Annotated in this window: 13 protein-coding genes; 8 read left to right on the plus strand and 5 right to left on the minus strand. The window is 47.0% G+C overall.

Features of this window, described 5'->3' with window-relative positions:
• Positions 1–173 precede the first annotated feature (173 nt).
• The 3 genes from ACLVWU_RS05820 to ACLVWU_RS05830 all read right to left on the minus strand — a co-directional run bounded on the left by ACLVWU_RS05820 (position 174) and on the right by ACLVWU_RS05830 (position 8,718).
• The gene (locus ACLVWU_RS05820) at positions 174–1,679 is read right to left on the minus strand and encodes a DUF1552 domain-containing protein (protein WP_413578028.1); all 1,506 of its coding nucleotides are present in this window, start codon (positions 1,677–1,679) and stop codon (positions 174–176) included.
• 9 nt (positions 1,680–1,688) lie between these two features.
• The gene (locus tag ACLVWU_RS05825) at positions 1,689–3,866 is read right to left on the minus strand and encodes a DUF1588 domain-containing protein (protein WP_413578030.1); all 2,178 of its coding nucleotides are present in this window, start codon (positions 3,864–3,866) and stop codon (positions 1,689–1,691) included.
• Positions 3,867–4,038: 172 nt separating this feature from the next.
• Positions 4,039–8,718: a hypothetical protein gene (locus ACLVWU_RS05830; protein ID WP_413578031.1), complete on the minus strand. Its 4,680-nt coding sequence runs from the start codon at positions 8,716–8,718 to the stop codon at positions 4,039–4,041.
• 294 nt (positions 8,719–9,012) lie between these two features.
• Between ACLVWU_RS05830 and ACLVWU_RS05835 the strand changes: the two genes are divergently transcribed.
• Together ACLVWU_RS05835 and ACLVWU_RS05840 are read left to right on the plus strand one after the other, a co-directional pair.
• Positions 9,013–9,804: a DUF4423 domain-containing protein gene (locus ACLVWU_RS05835; RefSeq protein ID WP_413578033.1), complete on the plus strand. Its 792-nt coding sequence runs from the start codon at positions 9,013–9,015 to the stop codon at positions 9,802–9,804.
• Positions 9,801–10,877, plus strand: a complete 1,077-nt coding sequence (locus tag ACLVWU_RS05840) for a hypothetical protein (protein WP_413578035.1) — start codon at positions 9,801–9,803, stop codon at positions 10,875–10,877. The genes ACLVWU_RS05835 and ACLVWU_RS05840 overlap by 4 nt, the downstream gene beginning before the upstream one ends.
• Here the strand turns inward: ACLVWU_RS05840 and ACLVWU_RS05845 are convergent.
• Positions 10,874–11,914 carry an LLM class flavin-dependent oxidoreductase gene (locus ACLVWU_RS05845; protein ID WP_413578036.1) on the minus strand — a complete coding sequence of 347 codons (1,041 nt, stop codon included), beginning with the start codon at positions 11,912–11,914 and terminating at the stop codon, positions 10,874–10,876. The genes ACLVWU_RS05840 and ACLVWU_RS05845 overlap by 4 nt on opposite strands.
• Positions 11,915–12,015: 101 nt before the next feature.
• On the opposite strand from ACLVWU_RS05845, the gene ACLVWU_RS05850 reads away from it, so the two are divergent.
• Both ACLVWU_RS05850 and ACLVWU_RS05855 read left to right on the plus strand, forming a co-directional pair.
• Complete coding sequence (locus tag ACLVWU_RS05850; RefSeq protein WP_413578037.1) at positions 12,016–12,588, plus strand: DNA-3-methyladenine glycosylase I; 573 nt, start codon at positions 12,016–12,018, stop codon at positions 12,586–12,588.
• On the plus strand, positions 12,585–12,944 hold the full coding sequence (locus tag ACLVWU_RS05855; RefSeq protein WP_413578039.1) for a nucleotide pyrophosphohydrolase: 360 nt from the start codon (positions 12,585–12,587) through the stop codon (positions 12,942–12,944). The genes ACLVWU_RS05850 and ACLVWU_RS05855 overlap by 4 nt, the downstream gene beginning before the upstream one ends.
• 5 nt (positions 12,945–12,949) lie before the next feature.
• On the opposite strand, the gene ACLVWU_RS05860 is transcribed toward ACLVWU_RS05855, so the two are convergent.
• Positions 12,950–13,609 carry a YkgJ family cysteine cluster protein gene (locus tag ACLVWU_RS05860; protein ID WP_413578040.1) on the minus strand — a complete coding sequence of 220 codons (660 nt, stop codon included), beginning with the start codon at positions 13,607–13,609 and terminating at the stop codon, positions 12,950–12,952.
• 34 nt (positions 13,610–13,643) lie between these two features.
• Between ACLVWU_RS05860 and ACLVWU_RS05865 the strand changes: the two genes are divergently transcribed.
• The 4 genes from ACLVWU_RS05865 to ACLVWU_RS05880 all read left to right on the plus strand — a co-directional run bounded on the left by ACLVWU_RS05865 (position 13,644) and on the right by ACLVWU_RS05880 (position 15,759).
• Positions 13,644–14,030 (plus strand): hypothetical protein, encoded by a 387-nt coding sequence (locus tag ACLVWU_RS05865; protein ID WP_413578042.1) that lies wholly within the window; start codon positions 13,644–13,646, stop codon positions 14,028–14,030.
• Entirely contained in the window at positions 14,027–14,407 is a 381-nt protein-coding gene (locus ACLVWU_RS05870) for a hypothetical protein (RefSeq protein ID WP_413578044.1), read from the plus strand. Before ACLVWU_RS05865 ends, ACLVWU_RS05870 begins: the two co-directional genes overlap by 4 nt.
• Positions 14,408–14,429: 22 nt before the next feature.
• Positions 14,430–15,071: a CatB-related O-acetyltransferase gene (locus tag ACLVWU_RS05875; RefSeq protein ID WP_413578045.1), complete on the plus strand. Its 642-nt coding sequence runs from the start codon at positions 14,430–14,432 to the stop codon at positions 15,069–15,071.
• Between the two features lie 79 nt (positions 15,072–15,150).
• A complete protein-coding gene (locus ACLVWU_RS05880; RefSeq protein WP_413578046.1) occupies positions 15,151–15,759 on the plus strand; it encodes a M15 family metallopeptidase in 609 nt (202 codons plus the stop codon).
• Positions 15,760–15,764 lie beyond the last annotated feature (5 nt).

Here is a 15,764-nt window from a genome sequence, read left to right on the forward strand (position 1 = left end):
ATTTTTGAGCGGTCCTGCAAGAGTCATTCGAAAGGTATCATTTTTTGAAACTAAAAGGCAAGTTTCGGATCAAAACGTGGGTGGAGGGATCTTGGAAGGATACCTTGGAAGGTCGAAAAAAAAGGAGCCTTATTTCTAAGACTCCTTGATAGGTTCATTTTTTTGAATCCGCTTTATCCTTTAATCAGTGGCAGGATCTCGCGACGATGGTTTACACCAAGGTAAGTGTAGCTACTTTCTAATGTGCCATACACACCGTAACCTTCTGTACTGCCAACTTCATAATCTGCTGGTTGCATCCCCATAGCCTGCATGATCGTGATTAGAAGCTGATTGTAAGGGCGACCACGTTTATAGGCGCTTTCGTCACCACCAATTGGGCGGCGAACAGAGCCATAAGAAGGACCATAGTCAATGTGACGGCCTGGCTTGATAAAGCCACCTGCGCTACCAGCCAACAAAACAGGATTGTTCACAGAGTTGTGGGCGTTCGTGTTTTTGGTTGTACCTTGGTCATTACCCCAGAAGATCAGGGAATTATCCAGATAAGTCGCACCCGTGTTGGTGTCCTCCACTGTATTCATGTTCGTCAGGAAGCGCGACACACGGTTGGCAAAGAAAGTCATCATTGCCAGTTTCATCGCGCGAAGCTCGTCAGTACCGGCGTGATTGATATCTTCATGGAAACGGTTGGAGCCTGTGATGCCCGGAACGAAATTCACCGAGCCGCTGAAGTAGTCATAGACGTGCATCATCAAAGTAGCCACTTGGACTTTACCGCACTTTACTCCCACTTCGATCACATCAAACATCTGATCAATCACCACCTGGAAATCCGCGGGATTCGAGGATTTTGTCGGTGAGCTTGTCGGACCGCTTGGTGACGAGCATGCTACCGGCGTTGGGGTCGGGGTCACGATGCTTGAATTTAATTTCTTTTGCAGGTCTGTGATCAAAGCCATGTGCTGTTCAACGCGAGCCAGATCATCTTTGGATAAGCGGCGGTTCGAGCGCAAGGCCGTGTATTCCGCATAAACCTTATCAGCCACCAGGATATCCCGGCGAGTCAGTTTGTTTGGATCCGATGTCGGTGTGGAAGGCGTCGTTGTGGTTCCGAACATATTCGAGAAAACCGCAGACGGGTTGAATTGCCCTTGAACGTATTGTTTATTCAAGACACTCATTTGCGAAGCACCGTTGTAGTTGCCGTCATCCACTGATTTGACGTACAAATTCAGAGGGGAACCGCCATAAAGAAACTTGGCAATCACCTGGTCAATACTGGAAGTGGCTTCAGAAACCACTCCACCGGTTAGCATACACTCGGCATTGTGATTCGGAGTTTTTGAAAGTGGATCCAAGCGGGATAGAATTGTCAGCTTCGAGCGCAAGGCATCGAATTGCGTATTTAGAACCGGTGACATCGCACCTGGAATTGCTGACAAGGCCACTTGACGGGCATAAGTTTGTGACTCGGTCCAAGTGAACTTTGCTGGATCCGGCAACCAATGTTCAACGGCCTGACAGTGGCCATTGTGGATCGCGATAAAACGTTTTTTCAAGTTAGGACCGGTTTGCGCCTCTGCGTGAGGAAGCATGGAAGGCAGAAAGGGCAGGGCCAATGCGAAGGTCCCGGATCCTCTTAAAAACTGACGACGTGATAACTTATTCCAATGCATACGAACCTCTTAAAGAGCCCCACGTTTACGCAAACGGAAGTTTGCATCAAACGCTGGCGATTTAATCATATTTAAAATTGTACCTGGTTGATCACCGCTGGCACTCGCTTTTGACGGGTCTGTCAGTTGCGAGAAGCTGGTATTCATAGAGCAGTTATCCGCAGCCGTGATTGCACGGCCTATGGTATATGTGCCCCATTGTTTCACCATACAAGCCGGACCGCGGGAAGAGTTGGCAATGGCGTGAGCCATTTCTGCCGGACCATTCACTTCAGGATCATTGGCAGATTCGATATTTGGTTTTACTTTCGCGTTCACAGGGTGTGTCGCAAGGAGTTTCCCCGTTGAATCATAGATGCTTTCAACAGTGCGGTACTTACCAAAGGCATTGTAGTTTTCAAGTACAAAGCCCATTGGATTGATCAGGGAGTGGCAGGCTTGGCAGCGAACTGGCGAAGTACGAGTTTCAATTTGCTGACGTTGTGATTGCGTTGGATCTGGAACTGGTGGCGCAAACAAGTCCTTTTCGTCCGGCCCAATAGTTGGAAGTGGGATGGAATCACAAAGGATGTTTCTGCGTACGACAAGGCCACGATGCACAAGGCTGGTATTGTCAGTCGGGCTGAACATGAAACCTACGCGACTCATGATACCTGCACGCTCACCTGGCGACAGCTCAACACCTTTGGCAGCACCATAAATTTGTGTCAATGCATTGCCTTGAGTGAAGGTCGTGTTCGAGGCCATTAGATGACGGTAGGTGCCGGCCACTGTGTAAGTGAAATACGTCGTAAAGTCTTTAATCTCCTGAATCGCTTCTGGTTGAATGGAAGCGCGAGGAACGTTGCCTAAGAACCAAGCCGAGTGATTCGAAGAAGGCATGCGGTTAACACCTAGCCACTGGCCATAGAATTCCCCGACGTGCTCTTTGGATTCAGCTGTTGCAAACACGCGATTGACCACGGTTTTATAGCCATCTGCCGTTGCCAGATTTCCGTTGGCAGCATCATTCATTAGTGTGTTGTCTGGACCACGGCCCGTTGCCAGGAAGGCGATACGGGAAGCCAGTTCGTAATCAGTAAGCTTAACCAGATCTTCGCGGCCGTTTACGGCAGTACCATTCAGTTCAACTTTATAGATGAAGTTTGGTGACTGTAGCATGGTCATGATTGCAACCGTTAAACCATCGGTCAGATTACCACCGAACTCGGAGTTATAAAGTTCTTTATAAGTTGTTTGCTCGTTCGCAGTTAGGGGACGGCGGAAGACCAGACGGCCAAAGCCGTTAAAAAAGTTATTCCAGCAAGTATCGGTCATGCTGCTGCAATTACCCATTGCAGAAGTTCTCCACGTTGAGCTTGCCGCGAATAGCCCCGCTACTTTTTTAGCCAAAGTCATTTGTGCTTCGACGTGGGCTGCAGAAATGGACATATCAGTGGTGTCGAACACGCCGGTTACAACATCCGCTGGTAAATTGTCGATATCTGTTTGCAAAGAGTCGATATTGACCTTTCCATAAGAAAGGACTTTCAACGTTTGCAAATACTCACGACGCGACAGTCGGCGCAGGTCACGAATACCTGGGTCTTCACCCGGCGTACAAGCGAAATTGTTCGCTGGAACCGGAGGTGTCGTTGGCGACGGAGACGGAGAAGGTGATGGAGAAGGTGACGGTGACGGCGATACCGTTGGAGAAACTGTAGGTGACGGAGAAGGCGAAGGGTTCACAGTTGGAGACACCGTAGGCGAAGGCGAAGCCGTCGCAGTCGGAGAAGGTGATGGAGACGGTGTCGGAGTTGTAGTACCTGGAGAACCCGGATTCAAAGCAAGAGCAATCAGTTCCAATTGGGATTCAGAAAGCGCTTGGAAGGCAAACATCTGTGGGGTGTTCGCAATCGCTGTTTTGATATCGATTAAAGATTTACCTGAGACTTGTGAGTTTTCAAAAGCACCGTGGCAGCCAGCACAGTTTTGTGCGTAAAGCTGTTTACCGGCAGTGACATCTGTAGACTCATCTACATATTCCGGAGTGTTGGTGCCTTCAATACCTTGCAGGCTGCTAATTACAGTGAAGCCCTCGCCACAGTTTTGAAACGAAAAGATCGTTACCGTGGCGCCGACAAGTAAAGCGGCAGGTTTAACGCCAATACGTTTAAATTTAGCGATGATGGTCTGTTTCAATTTCATCCCCCATAAACGGAACACGACTCATTTTTAAGAATAGCAGAGGGATTTGGGGGCTGAACCAATTCTTTGTCCTTTGGCTCAATTCAAGTCGAACTCTGGACGAAGGGGTGCGGTGTTTCCCGCGGATTACATGGGAGACACATGGAACGTCAATAAAGTGCCCACTTATTAGCTACTTAAGGGGGTGGAAAAGGATGCGTTTATTGGCGGAATCCATCATCAATAATCCAATCGAGGTGACCTTAAGACCGATGTCTTTTCCGTATGTTGCTTTCACACCTGGTATGTTAAGTCCTTGCAACAGGATTTCTTTAAATCCTTCGACAGGATGAGCCGCCCATAGGTGTGTTTTCCCATCTGGTGAGTCATGGGATGAGACAATCAAGTAGCTCCATCCGGTGGCATTATCGTGCACACCATGGCTCCAATTCAAATTGCCGGGATAGTTGGTCAGACTTGAGAAGTCTACAACGTCATAAACTTTTGGATCACTGCTCTCTGTGATTAAAGTGACACGACGGAGCTTGGAAGCATCAAAGACCAGAAGATCGGTATTGCCACTGCCATCTGTTGCAGCCGGTTGCAGACCATAGATATAAGAAAATGACGTGCCCAAGGCAGGTGTGCCCGTGGTGGAGGAAGAGGGGCCTGCTAAACCGGCACGGCCCGCGACCGAAGTTATGGTTCCCCCTTGGCTCTTATATATCCACAGATTCTGAGAAAAGTTTTTGTCTGTGGTAGCACTGAAGTAAAACGCATTGTCGGAAAGAAAAGTTGAAGATGCCTGCGGATCATAAAGGAAATAGGGAGCGTTATAGGCAAAGGAATTGCCTAATACCAATGACGAAGCATCATTAAATCCCCCACCATAATATCCTGTAGCACTGGAAACACTGTAGGCTTGGGTCGCTGGATTTAATGTTGCGGTCCAACTTGTAAGGTTGATCGCAGCCCAAGGAAAGAGACCATTATTGGTCGAATTAGCGGCAAGAATGGTTCCTGTAGGGTTGATGGCGAGGTCACCAAAGGTGCTGCTATTTCCCAGAGGATTTCCGTTCATGCCGGTGTCGATGAGCGACGCGGTTTTTGTGGCGACATCCAAGGCGATCCGACGTAAGTGATTTACCCCACGGACGTAAAGTGTATTCGTGGGTTCATAGAAGGCCATTCCCATGATAGAGGTAAAAGCCACTTTTCCTGGGTCTGTCCCATTTCCAAAGGTGAAAAAAGGTGTGCCTCCGATTTGGGTTGATGTCAGTTTACCGTCAGTGTCGAATTTAATTTCAAATAGTTGGTTGGTGGTGTTAGTCGCGGCATAAATTGCTGTCTTGGAGGCGCCCAAAGTAATCTGCATGGAACCGCTGTTATTGAAAGTTGCAAGGTCATGTCCATTTGCCGACAGTGCATTCAGTGTCGAAGTATCAAAGAAATTCACTTTTCGAGTTTGTCCAGTCGCATTTACACAAACATATTTGGAGGTATCACTGCCGATTTGCATGCATCGCGAGAGCACGCTGTCGTTGGAGCTGGTGTTTTGAATGCTGGTGTAGATGTATGATTGCAGTGATGAATTGTATTCAAGTTTTGCGACGTACATCCCTGAGGTTTTGGTTTCTAGATAGTACTTGATGGTTTGTTGGTCTGGTGAAACCACGACGGCACTGGCTGTTGAACAGTGCAGGGGCGTTTCGTTGGCTTTGGCGTTCAAATAGACTGTGGGCAGGTTTTCTGTGCAGTCGGGAGTTCCCATAATATGGACTGCGGATGAGGAGGTCGAACTCAAATCCACCATCCAAAAACTGTATCTGACTCCCAAAGGTGTGATCGATGGAAAATAGTAAAAGCCGCTGTTTTTCTTTAAGTAAAAATCAAAATTGTTTTCTTTCCATGAAATCTCAGGAACCACGCGATTCCAAACAATGCTTTTATCCGAGATAGTAACTCTGGTCAGGGTGGAGCAGACCCCTGAAACGATTGTCATCTGATCATTTGTGATGTCTATGATTCGAGGATTTGTGAAGCGAATGTCCGCGGATGTCGATGTGGCAGTGGGACATCCGGGAGCACCTAGAACTCCAAGCCATTCGTCAACAATTCCTGATTTGCGATTCAGCCTGACGATACCATTCTTATTTCCTGAATATAAATTATTGCTGGAATCACCGTGTACGGAATTCCAAGCGGACAAGTCTACCGCGTTGACATGAACACCGTAATCCATGTTGCCAGGATTTCCTACCAGGACTTTCCATTTGGTATTTACAAGTTCCGAAAGTCCGGTACTGACTACTCCAGCAGTTGTTTTGCAGGCAATTAAAATCTTAAATGGGTTGGTTGTCCCAAGTGTTGCCGGAAGAATCCAGTTATAACTTCCAGAATTTGCGATATTCGAGGCAATTGATTTATAGGAGATACCGTCGTCGGAGCTGTAAGAAATAGAGATCGGGTTTGGATCCAGAACGGTGCTGCCCGTGGTGGAGCAAGTCCATTGAATACTGACAGAATTACCAGCATCGTAGGGAGCATCAGAATTTTTTGGTGATAAAACCGTGATGATGGGCGGCGCGCCAAATTCAAGTGTTATGACAGCCGATACCACATTGCTTTCAAATCCTGCAGAGTTTTTCACTTGGGCATAAATAGTTTTTGTGCCGGGAGTTTTACCTAATTCGAATGTAAAGTCCGCGGCGGAGAAGGGTGTCCAAGCTGCCGAGTTGATGTCTGCGGGTGACGAACCTTCAATCAATCGCATTAATGTTGTTGGTGATGCGCGGTGAGTGACGGCCAAAAGAGCGCTCACCGAAGGAAGTCCCACTACGCTTGTTCCACCAGCCAAAGTCAGTGATAAAAGATCGGGAGTTTCGGATTCAGCCACTACCGTGCGCGTGAGTGTTCTTACATTTCCCAGAGTATCGCTGGCTGTGACTTTAAAAAGCATGGTGGTGATGATTCCGGGAGCTGTCATCGCAAAAGAATATGTCTGATTTGAAGCGGACGGTGATGGCAATACCTCAGAGGCAAGAACGGTCCAGGTTGCGCCGGAGTCTGTGCTGTAGGAAAGAACTGTGTTTTCCAGGGTGGAAGTGTGTAGATCTGTCACCTTCCATGAAATTGTCATAGCGGTATTGATCGAAACGTCACTCGTTGGGGAAGCCCAGGTCAGCGTTGGCGCAGTCGAGTCCAGAGTCACCGCCAGCGTTGCTGGTGCGGCAGAAATATTTCCGGCGGTATCTTGGCTCCAGACACGGATGGTATGGGTTGCATCCCCGGTGATTGAATGGGAGTAGGGTATTGTTTCACTGCAAGCGAGCCATCCTGACGAGGACAGATTCGGCGTCAATCCGCTTTCAGTAATCAATACTGATTTGATGTCGGAGCAATTTAAAACCTGGAAGTTAACCAAAGAATTTTTTGTCAATGGTGCCGTCAGAAGGCTTAAGCCGGGTGATGATGGTGGAGTCGAATCAATTGTGAAAAGATCTGATGAAACGGAAGTGGAATTTCCGGCTTCATCAGTGGCTATCAGTCTGATGGCCGCTTTGGTCGTGGAAATAAGGGGTAGATTGAGTGTATAGGGGCTTACGACCGAAGATATATCAATTTCCGGGGTTGCATTTACACCATCATCCGTGACGACGAGCTTTAGTGAGTTCACATTAGTAGTCACGTCCGATACTGAGAAAGAAACTGTCGTCGCTTGCCCACCACGAATCAGGGTGGGGGCATGGGTGAGGAACACCACGGGGGCTGTTTGATCCACAACCAAAGAGACAATTTCAGGTGCTGACGAAATCAAGCCAGATGCATCGCGCGTCCAGATATAGATTGTTCTCGCGCCGTCTCCGGGTGCGAAAGTGTAGTTATAACTTTGTGATCCCGGAGTCGTACAGGTTTCACTGAAAGAACTTGCGGATAAGCCTGCCGAAGTCGGAACCTCTGTAAATGCAATCCCCGAGAAAGTTGCACAATTGACGAAGGCCGCGCCTGTATTCAGTGAAATCACGGCGGTTGCCGACTGCGATGGTGAAACCGATGACAATGTGGCAACTGGAACCTGGGCTGGATAGGTGTTGGGGACTTTGACCGACAAGGTTTTGTTAAAAACGGATTTAGTCGTGTCGATGTTGCCACTGCCATCAGCGAATCCTGCATTTAAAAGCAAGGTGTGAGTTCCTTGGGAATTCTTGTTAAGCGCAATGCTGATACTGTCGGAATTTGAAACCGACGATCCGTCCCAGCGCCAGTCATAAACGATGTTTGCAGTCGTATAGTACCAATGTGAAATCTGAGCCTGATAAATCAGCGGGGAGCCTTCGGCTATATTTTGCGGTGCCGTCCAGGAAAGAACCTCTGGTGAGGTTGTGTCCTTCACCAACTCTAGGTTTCCAATATTAAAGGCGGTCTCTAGGCGAAGCTTCAGATCATTGTGTGTACCGCTGATTAAGAGATCGAATAGTTCTTTTTTTGTGTCGACAGGTAGAGTAGCGATCTCGGTCAGGAGGGAACTTACTTCTGAACGGGGAATCTGATCCCAGGTTTTTTTATTTGCGATTTGCGCTTCTGAAATTAAAGGAAGCAAATCGCTGTAAATATCAATCTTTTGATCGGTAAGTGCAGTGACGGGCCGACTTAACTTTTTACCACAGATCGTAGCTTGCAATAGGTAGCTTCCATCTTTTAGAAGTCCTTCTTCGGTTTCTAAAAATCGAAATAGGAACTTTCCATCGCTGGTGACGGTGGTGGACTTCCAGGGAGTGGTAGATGGTAAACCATTTTCAATAGGATAAATGTCCACTGTGTTCGCAGACGTACAGGAAAGTTGATTGATTTGCGTCAAGTTGACGCTGCCCATTAGTTCGGTATCAAATTGACTTGAAATGCTCAGTGATAGCGAGCAGCCGGCCATGAGTGGGGCTATTAATATGGCTAATTTTGATACGTTCCGTAGTTCCATACCAATATTAATCGGGGGAGAATAACCGAATCTTGAGTGGTATTTTGAAAGATGAGCCAATTATTGTTCATGTTTCGTAATTTTGAATTGGCTAGTTGCATCATTACTCATGGATGTTCGCAAAACAGTTGCTAAGGCCCGGGTGTTACACAGTTGTAAATAATCGTCTCAAATGGGATATATCTGTTTCATATGAGTAGTACTTATAGAAGCATCTTGATTGAAGAACTTCGCAAGCGACAACGTAAGAACCCCTCTTACTCATTGCGCGCATATGCAAGGGATATTGGACTTTCGGTTTCGCGCTTAAGTGAAGTGCTGAATTCCAAAGCGGGGTTGTCCGATGCCCGAGCGGCCGTCATTGCGGACCGTTTGCACTTTAAAGGAAAAGACAAAGCCTATTTTATTGATCTGGTGCAAGCAGAACATGCACGTAGCAAGATAGCCAAAAGATCCGCCACCGAACGATTGAAAGCTTACCGCATGAGTTTGAAAAAAATTGCTGATGAGGATTTCCATCTCATTGCGGACTGGCAGAATCTAGCGGTTTTGGAGTTGATCGATATCCCCGGTGTTTCTCAGAATTTTCACGAAATTGCCAATCGTTTGCAGATTACGGTGGCCGAAGCAGAGGCGACGATTAATCGCCTACTTCAGATCGGACTGTTGAAAGAGATGGATGGGCGATGGCTGACATCCGATTCGGACTCCACGACGTCAGCGGATATTCCCTCGACGGCTATTCAAAATTTCCATCGTCAGATGTTGGGGCGAGCACAGCGTTCTTTGCAAGCGGATCCGGTTGAATCCCGAGATCTCTCTTCGGTGGTTTTCGGTTTGGATTCTGAACAGTTGGCCTATGCCAAGGATCGTATTCGAGAATTCCGTCGGATGCTGTCCCAGGAGCTGGCGGCAATGCCAAGCAAGAATAAGGTCTACAGTCTTTCCATTCAATTGTTTGAGCTCAAAGGGGACGAAGCATGAAGTATGTAATTGTATTTTCGGTATTCTTTCTGGCGATTAATGCTTATGCGGTCCGTGAGGTGCAAAACGGTGGTGGTGGGGTCCGTATGGGGCAAACCATGGAGACGTTCTTTACTGCGAATCTTCGTTTTGATGAAGATCCTGAAGTTCCCGAAAAAATACCCGGTCTTATGCGTTTGATCGACGAAATTGAATCCATGCCCATCAAGTCCTCTGTGAAGGGGATCTTAATGGCGGCCGTGTATCCCACGATGGATCGCAAGTACTACCGAGTTAAGAAGGGTGATATTTCTGAAAAAACTCGGACCGGCATTCGTGACCAATATGCTCACATGCTGAAAATACCCAAAAATAATGTGGTGGTTTTTGCCGTCAGCGGTCCGACCAGTAAAATTACAGTCCTTATGGAAGAGTTTTATACTCTGAAAGAAAGTGAGCAAGCGGCGATCTTGCTTCACGAAGGTCTGTGGATGATTAGCCCGGGCATGACTTATGAGCAGGTGATGAATTTGGAAATTGATGGGCAGGCTTATTTCCAGGAGCACAGCAACTATGCGGCTTTGTATCGTTTTGTTACGAATCTGGGAGATATTCTTTCAGACCGTACCTTATCGCTGGTCACGTCATTGGCGATCGACTTAAAGAGCCAAATTTTGCCGCGTGAAAATGGCAGCACCTGGAATACTACCAAGCTAGTTGATTTGGTTGGAGAGCGCTATCTGGACTGCATGATTTTGCATGAGTTCTCAAACTATAAATCGAATGTCGCAAAGATCGACTATGTTCGCTCCTGCAATAACGCGATCAACTACTACGCTGTGATGAAAGCCACTAAAATCCCCAGATCATATTATTACCAGGCCTTGCTGGTATATATGGGACGGGCGGGACACGTCAGTCTTCTGAATGCTTTTGATGAAAGCACTTACATGGAATACGGCGGAAAGAGCGCAGGTTATACAGAGTACCGTAACAGTCTCTATGTCAATTTCGAAGAGCCCGTCGCTGGCAATCACATGTACTTGACCATCTACGATATTTCGCATCAGGCTGTGGGGCGTATTCGTTTCTAGACCTGCGATATTTTTTTACGCACCAAGGGGACGACTTTGGTGCCATAATGATCGATACATTTCATTAAATCTTCGTGCGGTAAAGTGCCCAGGCTGTACTTCAAATCAAACCGCGCTACTCCCAATAGTTTTACAGTGGTGGCGATTTTATCGGCCACTGTTTCTGGAGAGCCCACATACAATGACCCCTCAGGACCGATTTGATGTTCAAACTGCTCTTTGGTGATCGGAGGCCAACCACGATCTCGCCCAATACGATTCATCATAGTTCTATAGTGTGGCCAGATGGTTTCTTTGGCTTCTTCGTCAGTTTTTCCAATAAAACCTGGGGAGTGAACTCCGATGGGTTGAGTTTTTTGGTTAAACTGCGACAGTGATTTATAGTACAAATCGACGAAGGGTTTAAACTGTTTCGGATCGCCACCGATAATTGCCAGCATCAACGGAAATCCATAGTGAGCCGCTCTTAAAACTGATTTCGGTGTGCCACCAACTCCGATCCAAGTTCGTAGTGGTTTTGATTCGGTTTGCGGAAATACGCTTTGATTTGCGACGGGGACCCGGGTGTTGCCACTCCAGTTCACTGGATTTCCCTTTAGGATTTGCGCAAATAAATCCAGTTTTTCCTCGAACAACTCTTCATATTGCTGAAGATCAAAACCAAAAAGGGGAAAGGATTCAATGAAAGAGCCGCGTCCCATGATCACTTCGGCTCGCCCATTGGAAATCGCATCGATGGTTGCGAATCTTTGAAAAACACGAATAGGATCATCTGAACTTAAAACAGTGACTGCGGAACCCAGACGAATTTTTCGGGTTTGAGCTGCAATGGCGGCAAGGACTGTTTCGGGTGCAGAGACGGCAAAGTCATCGCGGTGGTGTTCGCCGACGCCAAAAAAATCCAAACCCAGTTGATCCGCCAAAACACCTTCAGCAACCACATTGCGAATCACTTGAGCCTGCGAAAGGTTTTTTCCATTTAAGTCATGAGTGACATCGCCAAAAGTATCCAATCCCATTTCAAGTTGTGCTGCCATGATAAAAACTCCTGCTTGCTGATAAAATTGTAGCGGGAGTGAGACTTAAATGAAATTGTAAATGTACACAAAATTGATAGGATCTAAAAATCGAGGTCGAGATGTCATATTGCCGCGCCATCAAACACATGTCTGAAGAAAAATGTGCGATTCACAAGCCCTACCATGATAAAGCCTATGGATTTCCGATTCATGACGACAATGAATTGTTTTGTCGTTTGATTCTGGAAATCAATCAAGCCGGTCTTAGCTGGGAAACGATTCTGAAAAAACAGGATTCGTTTCGGAGGGCTTATCACGGCTTCAATATCAAAAAAGTGGCTGCATACAAGGCTTCCGATCGCAAGCGCCTGATGAATGATCCTGGCGTCATTCGCAATCGTCTTAAAATCAATGCGGCAATCGAAAATGCCAAAACGATTTTACAAATACAAAAGGAACACGGCTCCTTTCAAAAGTGGCTGGCTTTGCAGCATCCCTTAAGCCGGGACGAATGGGTTAAGCTTTTTAAAAAGAATTTTAAATTCACCGGTGGGGAGATCGTAAATGAATTCCTGCTAAGTGCTGGCTACTTGCCGGGCGCTCACGACAAGGAATGCCCGACTTTTAAAAAAGTGCTGAAAGCAAAGCCGCTTTGGAATCAAAAAACCAAAAAGGCGGGGAAGAAAGTATGAAGAACTCAGACTCTTTGTCAGAAATGATCCAAGTCATTCAAAAGTTTTGCGAAGAGCGTGACTGGGATCAGTTTCATCCTCCCAAAGATCTGGCGATCGGAATGTCGACTGAGTCCAATGAACTCCTGGATTTGTTTCGTTTTAAATCCGAAGCTCAGATTCAGGAAAAAATGCATTCGGCAGAGTTTAATGAAAAAGTCCGTGACGAACTGGCTGATGTATTCTTTTTTGTGCTGAGATTTGCGCAAATGAACAATATTGACCTGGCAGCGGCACTGGCTGGCAAACTTAAGAAGAATGCAGCGAAGTACCCGGTGGAATCGGCCCGGGGTTCCAACAAAAAATACAATGAATAGGAACGCTAGGAGCGACCGCCAAGCTCCAGCGAAATCATTTTCGCCATAGGCCCAATCAAGACGGTGCTGTCTTCGTTTGCAGCACTAATGTAAAGATCCACTTTCGGGAAATAGCGCACGGTTATCGTCGCATCCAGCGTTTCACAGTTCTTTGCCGGAGTCGTCACTGAATGTCGGCGGCACATCACCGGCCGATGTTCGTAAACGCTGCAAGAACCTTCTGAATTTAAAAAGACACAAGGGTTGTCTTGATTACGCATACCTTGCTTCCACAGCGGATCCTGAAGTTCACGAAGGCTTTGGCGACTTAGGCGTTCCCGGTCAATCGGGTGGCCATCAAGAATCAACTGGCTCAGGATTTGGGCTTCATGGTTGGTGATTTCAACTTCCATGTGGCAGCAGGCCGAGCAGCCCTTGCGGCAACTGACTTGGATTTCTTTTTCTGAGTCAATCTCTGAATCCACCAGGTGGTGCAGGGTGCGGGCACGCTGGGATTCCGGGGATATAGCTTGAAGTTCACCACTCACGCGGCTCAGTTCTGCATCCAAAGTGTCCAGAAAGGCTGTGAATGTTTCATCATCCATTTTTTTCTGAAAATCATGAACAAAGTTTTTAAAAGACTTCGTTAGACGAGGATGTTGGGTTAAGAAATCATTCAGGCTCATTGATTGAGTTTACCTTTGTTTGCTAGGATTAGCCATGACTTTACCACTTCAATACTTTCAGCTCTGGCTGCTTAAGTTCTTCACATTTTTGCTGGGATGTATGTCCTGTTTTTTCTTTCAGGCCAAAATGGGCATGTCCACGGTCGAAGCTGCGGCACTGACGGGGTTGCTGGGAACTTTTATTCCCGCAACCAAGCGAATTGAAAGCAATCACGTGCATGCGAATATCTATATGGGTGCCTTTGTCGCGATGGGATCCAAAGTCACCGAGCATGGGTTTTGGGAAATTCTTTTAGTATCTGCCATTGGCAGTCTGATTTACTTCGTCATGAGTCGCTACTTTAAAGGCATGGGCGGACGCCTGGGATTGATTGCCTTTGTCTCTTCACTTTTAGGCTTGGCATTGAAGGTGATGGTATGACGTTGTTAGGTGTGTTGCTGGTTGCTGCAATCAGTTCGCAGATTACATACTATTTGATTCATCATAAGCATTGGCCCACCGTGCGGGCTTCGGCTTTTCCGACGTTGGTGTTTGTCATACTTTTGCAGATCTCTGGAATCAATTGGGATGGCACTTTGCAAGGGGCTTTCTTTGGTGCCACGTTTGTGGGGATGACCGACAAATCCCGTTTGGGTTGGAAAAGAGTGCTGATCGCCAGTATGGTTTTCGGGATGATTTTCACCTTCCTGATTCCACTTGCCAGGGGCATTGGTGGAGGCTTGGGTGCCGCCGCTTTTGCTTCGTGCTCGGCAGTCTATTTTTTGACAAAGATCGCAAAGAAGCTGCAAAGAGTTTAGCGCTATAGAGTACCTTTAAGGTATGACTGAAAATTATTTCGCTTCACCCTTTGCCGGTAAATCTTTAAAAGAACAAACCACTCATCCCAATATTATCGTGGGGGAGCACAGTTACTATTCTGGTTATTATCATGGCCACTCGTTTGACGAATGCGCGTGGTACCTGCCGCGTGATCGCAGTGATGTGGATAAGTTGTATGTCGGTAAGTACTGCTCAATCGGATCCGGTGCCGCGTTTTTAATGGGTGGTAATCAGGGGCATCGCAAAGAATGGATTTCCACTTATCCTTTTGCCTTCATCACCAATAATCCGGTCTTTGCATCGGCGCAAAACTCCTATCGACCTGCAGGCGACACCGTGATTGGCAACGATGTCTGGATCGGAACCGAAGCGATGATCATGCCGGGAGTGCGAATCGGGGATGGGTGCATCATTGGCGCCAGAACCATGGTCGCAAAAAGTGTGGAACCATATTCGATCGTGGTCGGAAGCCCGGGCGAGGTCGTAAGAAAAAGATTTTCAGATCCTGAAATCTCGATGCTCGCCGAAATGAAATGGTGGGACTGGCCAGATGACATGTTAAAAGAGGCCATGCCGATTCTGACCAGCAACGAAATCGTGTCGCTGTATCGCTATTGGGAAAAACGCAAAGTTGAATCTTAAGCTTCCGCTTTGTAGGTAAGGATTCTATCAAGGAAGATTTAATCATTGATCGAACTGTGAATCCTTGTAAAGTGAATCCATGACATCTTTCTCTCAGCAACTTGAATGGATTGAAAAAAACTTCCGCGAAATCACAGACTCTGAACAAGTTTCGTTAGAGTTGAAATACGCTACAGCCGACAACTTCATGGGCAAGGACGTCTATGAAGGTTTTGACCGCTGTTTTGTGGCGCCGCTGGCCTATGAAATGTTCATGCGCGCCTGTGACAATCTTAAGAAAAAGCATCCATCGTTGAAGTTTCTGGTCTGGGATGCGCTTCGTCCACGCAGTATTCAAGCACAGTTCTATAAACACCTTGAAGGGACTCCTTTTCAAAATTACGTAGCACCACCATTTCCAGGGTCATTGCATAATTTCGGCATGGCCATGGATTTAAGTCTGCGCGAGCGTGACGGGGAATGTTTGGATATGGGCACAGGGTTTGATGATTTCAGAGATCTGGCTCAGCCAAAACTGGAGCCGCAGTTTTTAAAGACCGGCGAGCTGTCGAATTTGCAGTTTAGCAATCGCATGATCCTGCGAAAATTAATGGAGGACGAAGGTTTCAAGGTTTTGGAGCATGAGTGGTGGCATTTCAATGCTCTTCCCAAGGACCAAGTCCACGGCAAACATCCGATTCTGGAGTAACAACC

This window comes from Bdellovibrio sp. HCB290, assembly GCF_047305925.1.
Taxonomy (GTDB): domain Bacteria; phylum Bdellovibrionota; class Bdellovibrionia; order Bdellovibrionales; family Bdellovibrionaceae; genus Bdellovibrio.

What these genes read in the sequence shown, in the direction of transcription:
- ACLVWU_RS05820 (WP_413578028.1), bottom strand. Translation starts at nt 1,679, where the DNA reads ATGCATTGGAATAAGTTATCACGTCGTCAGTTTTTAAGAGGATCCGGG.
- ACLVWU_RS05825 (WP_413578030.1), bottom strand. Translation starts at nt 3,866, where the DNA reads ATGAAATTGAAACAGACCATCATCGCTAAATTTAAACGTATTGGCGTT.
- ACLVWU_RS05830 (WP_413578031.1), bottom strand. Translation starts at nt 8,718, where the DNA reads ATGGGCAGCGTCAACTTGACGCAAATCAATCAACTTTCCTGTACGTCT.
- ACLVWU_RS05835 (WP_413578033.1), top strand. Translation starts at nt 9,013, where the DNA reads ATGAGTAGTACTTATAGAAGCATCTTGATTGAAGAACTTCGCAAGCGA.
- ACLVWU_RS05840 (WP_413578035.1), top strand. Translation starts at nt 9,801, where the DNA reads ATGAAGTATGTAATTGTATTTTCGGTATTCTTTCTGGCGATTAATGCT.
- ACLVWU_RS05845 (WP_413578036.1), bottom strand. Translation starts at nt 11,914, where the DNA reads ATGGCAGCACAACTTGAAATGGGATTGGATACTTTTGGCGATGTCACT.
- ACLVWU_RS05850 (WP_413578037.1), top strand. Translation starts at nt 12,016, where the DNA reads ATGTCATATTGCCGCGCCATCAAACACATGTCTGAAGAAAAATGTGCG.
- ACLVWU_RS05855 (WP_413578039.1), top strand. Translation starts at nt 12,585, where the DNA reads ATGAAGAACTCAGACTCTTTGTCAGAAATGATCCAAGTCATTCAAAAG.
- ACLVWU_RS05860 (WP_413578040.1), bottom strand. Translation starts at nt 13,609, where the DNA reads ATGAGCCTGAATGATTTCTTAACCCAACATCCTCGTCTAACGAAGTCT.
- ACLVWU_RS05865 (WP_413578042.1), top strand. Translation starts at nt 13,644, where the DNA reads ATGACTTTACCACTTCAATACTTTCAGCTCTGGCTGCTTAAGTTCTTC.
- ACLVWU_RS05870 (WP_413578044.1), top strand. Translation starts at nt 14,027, where the DNA reads ATGACGTTGTTAGGTGTGTTGCTGGTTGCTGCAATCAGTTCGCAGATT.
- ACLVWU_RS05875 (WP_413578045.1), top strand. Translation starts at nt 14,430, where the DNA reads ATGACTGAAAATTATTTCGCTTCACCCTTTGCCGGTAAATCTTTAAAA.
- ACLVWU_RS05880 (WP_413578046.1), top strand. Translation starts at nt 15,151, where the DNA reads ATGACATCTTTCTCTCAGCAACTTGAATGGATTGAAAAAAACTTCCGC.